We start from the raw sequence: 3,137 nt of genomic DNA on the forward strand, positions 1-3,137 counted from the left end.
CCGGAACTCTTCAAGCCATTTTTAAAAGAAAATCAGCTGAATCAAATATCAAAAGCGGCATAATAATCGGTACCAAGTCAATGACACCAAGGGTCAAAGGCTATTTTTTAACTGCAAAACTTGAGTATTAATATAAAAATTAAGCAGCAAGACAAAGAAAAGAGGGATTGGATGATACCAATTAAAGTTAAACTGGCAAAAAACAATCGGATCGAATCAGAGCGACTGATTCTCAGACCGGTCACATTGAAAGATGCACCGGATATGTACGAATATGCCCAGGATGAAGAGACGACCTATTATGTTTTTGAAAGACATACGTCGCTTGAAAAGACGGAAGAAGCCATCACTGAGTATTTTCTGGAAGACCCGTTCGGAAAGTTCGGAATCGAGCTGAAGGGGACAGGTAAAATGATCGGTACAATTGATTTGAGAATCAAAAGCGAAGACAAACGGGCCATCATTGGATACACCTTAAACAAAGCGTTTCACGGAAAAGGGTATATGACGGAAGCCGGCCAGCGTGTATTGAAGTTAGGTTTCGAGACACTTGGACTCGACTGCATTGCCGCTTTGCATGACGAACGCAATGCCGTATCGGGGAAAGTGATGGAACGTCTTGGAATGAAAAAGGAAGGGACCCTTCGTCATGTCGGAAAATGGAAGCAAGGGGAATGGTTCAATGACGTCTATTATTCGATCCTTAAAACGGAATATGATGAGCAGATGAGGGAACAAAATCAGTAAGGGGGATCATTTGCGATAAGTGGCGCACTCTTTTTATACTTAAAGATAAGAAAACTTTAAGGAGGAGACGTATGCAGAAAACACGAAGTTTTCCAAAAGAAGCCGGCTTCGAGAATGGAATGAAGGCACTCAGAGAAGGGTATATGTATGCCCCTAACAGACATAAGATCTATAAAGCAGACGCATTCGAAACACATTTACTGGGTGAAAAGGCAGTAGTTATTGGTGGGGAAGAAGCAGCTAGACTCTTTTATGACGAAGGCAAATTTAAACGTGAAGGAGCTGCCCCTGAGCCTGCGAAAGCGACACTGCTCGGAAAAGGAGGGGTTCAGGGACTTGATGATGAAGCACACAGACATCGTAAAGCTTTCTTTATGGGACTGATGTCCAAAGAACGGATTGAAGTCTGGGCTAAACTTGTTGAGAAGTACTTGCTGAAGGAAACAAAGGAATGGATCAAGAAGGATTCGATCGTTTTCTATGAAGAAAGTCAGAAAATTCTGACACAGGCTGTCTGTGAATGGGCAGGAGTTCCTCTACCCGAAAAAGATGTGGAGAAGCGAACAAAACAGCTGGTCAGTATGTTCGAATCGCCAATGGCCGTCAGCACGCGTCATATAGAAGGACGAATCGGGCGCAAGCAGGCCGAATCCTGGAACAAGGAACTGATTCAGCAGGTTAGAGACGGAGACTTGCATCCGAAAGAAGAGACTGCTCTTTACCAGATTTCATGGTTCAAGGATCTTGACGGTGAACTGCTCGACTTGAAGACAGCTGCCGTGGAACTGCTCAACGTTCTGCGTCCCTCAGTAGCGGTAGCCATCTACTTTGCCTTCACAGCGCTGAGCCTGCATCATTTCCCTGAAATCAAGGATAAACTTAACGGAGACAATCCCTATTATCTGCATATGTTCATCCAGGAAATCAGACGGTATTACCCATTTTTCCCGTTCAATGGGTCCATTACTAGAAAAGACTTTATCTGGGATGGATACCAGTTTGAAAAAGATACACTTGTAATCCTGGACTTTTATGGTACCAATCACGATCCACGTATCTGGGATAATCCTGAAGCGTTTGATCCTGAACGTTTCAAAGACTGGCATACAAGTCCGACGGATCAGGTCCAGATGAAACTGGTGGCTCAAGGCGGAGGAGATTATAATACAGGTCACCGCTGCCCTGGAGAATGGAATACTGTTAGAGCTATGGAAATCGTTACGGACTATCTGATCAATAAAATCAGTTATGAGGTGCCGGAGCAGGATGTCGGCTACAGCATGGTGAAGGTTCCGGCTATTCCAAACAGCGGAATGAAACTGGAGAATATTGATTATATCGGATAAATGAAGCTGACATGTATCTGTAGATAGGAGCTGTACTATGCGAACACTCGGTAAGGCGCTGGTTCTGGTTCTGATCGGATTGATCGGAGGCATGGGCGGTCCGCTTAAAGAAGGGTAAATCAGACAGTCTTTGACTATTGACGTATTAAATGAATCAAGAGAAGAGGCACTACGTTGTGAAGATCGACAATGTAGTGTCTTTTTTCGTATGTACTAGTAGGGATCATTCTTCTGAGAGTGGTATTAAGGAAGGTGCTATGACCAGCTTATAGTATTTAGGAGAGGTGAGTGGGCCACAAGAAGCGTCTTAGAACAAACTCAAAAACATTATAATGAAAAAATGACCGGTCATTTCTTTTCATCTTTCATTATTGAGCCTTTTACAGTATAGTTACCTTTGAAGGAGGGATCAGTATATGAAGCAGTATCTTTGTCCGTCACTAAGTATCCTCTTCTACTTGCTCTATTTTTTCTTGCTGCAGGGGGTAGCTTATTTTTTGCCGGATTCAATTATCGTTACACTGAGTGTAATGGTTTCAGTATTTATCATAATCCCGATTGCAGCATCCCGCACCAGTGCCCTGGTTATGGTTAAAATCAGAGGATTCAGCTGTCGGCTGTAAGTGTACTCATCCTGAAAATTGACAGGCTGAAAAAGTTGAAGCGGGGAGCAACTAGCCATTAAATCGGATCGATTAAAAAAAACACCTTTTAATCATCTTGAGGATATGCTATTATAGTAGTTGCCGCAAGGCCTCATGGCAATGGTGGGCGTATGAACCGTGTCAGATCCGGAAGGAAGCAGCACTAAGTACTGTCCCACCATGTGTCATGTGATACATAGTCACGAATAATGCAGTTTATTCATAGAAAGATGCCTCCGTCAAAAGGGCATCTTTTTTTTCGCACAGGTAAAATTTCTTTTTAACGTAATTCCGAAAGAAGTCTCCCACTTCTAAACGTATGGGTACGAAGCACCAGTGAAAGTGGGAGATGAATGTCGGTCAAGCGATAGCTTGAAGTTATTTCTCAAGACCTTTTCTT

The 3,137-nt window shown here is 43.1% G+C and carries 3 protein-coding genes and 1 other RNA gene; all 4 read left to right on the forward strand.

The window, feature by feature from the left end; genetic code table 11:
- Window positions 1–171: 171 nt before the first annotated feature.
- The 4 genes from ACYQ2O_RS11340 to ffs all read left to right on the forward strand — a co-directional run bounded on the left by ACYQ2O_RS11340 (window position 172) and on the right by ffs (window position 2,935).
- On the forward strand, window positions 172–747 hold the full coding sequence (locus ACYQ2O_RS11340) for a GNAT family N-acetyltransferase (RefSeq protein ID WP_346024366.1): 576 nt from the start codon (window positions 172–174) through the stop codon (window positions 745–747).
- Window positions 748–818: 71 nt separating this feature from the next.
- Window positions 819–2,093: a cytochrome P450 gene (locus ACYQ2O_RS11345; protein WP_346024365.1), complete on the forward strand. Its 1,275-nt coding sequence runs from the start codon at window positions 819–821 to the stop codon at window positions 2,091–2,093.
- Between the two features lie 416 nt (window positions 2,094–2,509).
- The gene (locus ACYQ2O_RS11350) at window positions 2,510–2,716 is read left to right on the forward strand and encodes a hypothetical protein (protein WP_459796646.1); all 207 of its coding nucleotides are present in this window, start codon (window positions 2,510–2,512) and stop codon (window positions 2,714–2,716) included.
- Window positions 2,717–2,845: 129 nt separating this feature from the next.
- Window positions 2,846–2,935: signal recognition particle sRNA small type (gene ffs / locus ACYQ2O_RS11355), an RNA gene on the forward strand.
- The last annotated feature ends 202 nt before the right edge of the window (window positions 2,936–3,137 follow it).

It is taken from the genome of Alkalibacterium sp. m-11 (assembly GCF_054658155.1).

Coding starts and splice junctions, on each gene's coding strand:
- ACYQ2O_RS11340 (WP_346024366.1), top strand. CDS start 172: ATGATACCAATTAAAGTTAAACTGGCAAAAAACAATCGGATCGAATCA.
- ACYQ2O_RS11345 (WP_346024365.1), top strand. CDS start 819: ATGCAGAAAACACGAAGTTTTCCAAAAGAAGCCGGCTTCGAGAATGGA.
- ACYQ2O_RS11350 (WP_459796646.1), top strand. CDS start 2,510: ATGAAGCAGTATCTTTGTCCGTCACTAAGTATCCTCTTCTACTTGCTC.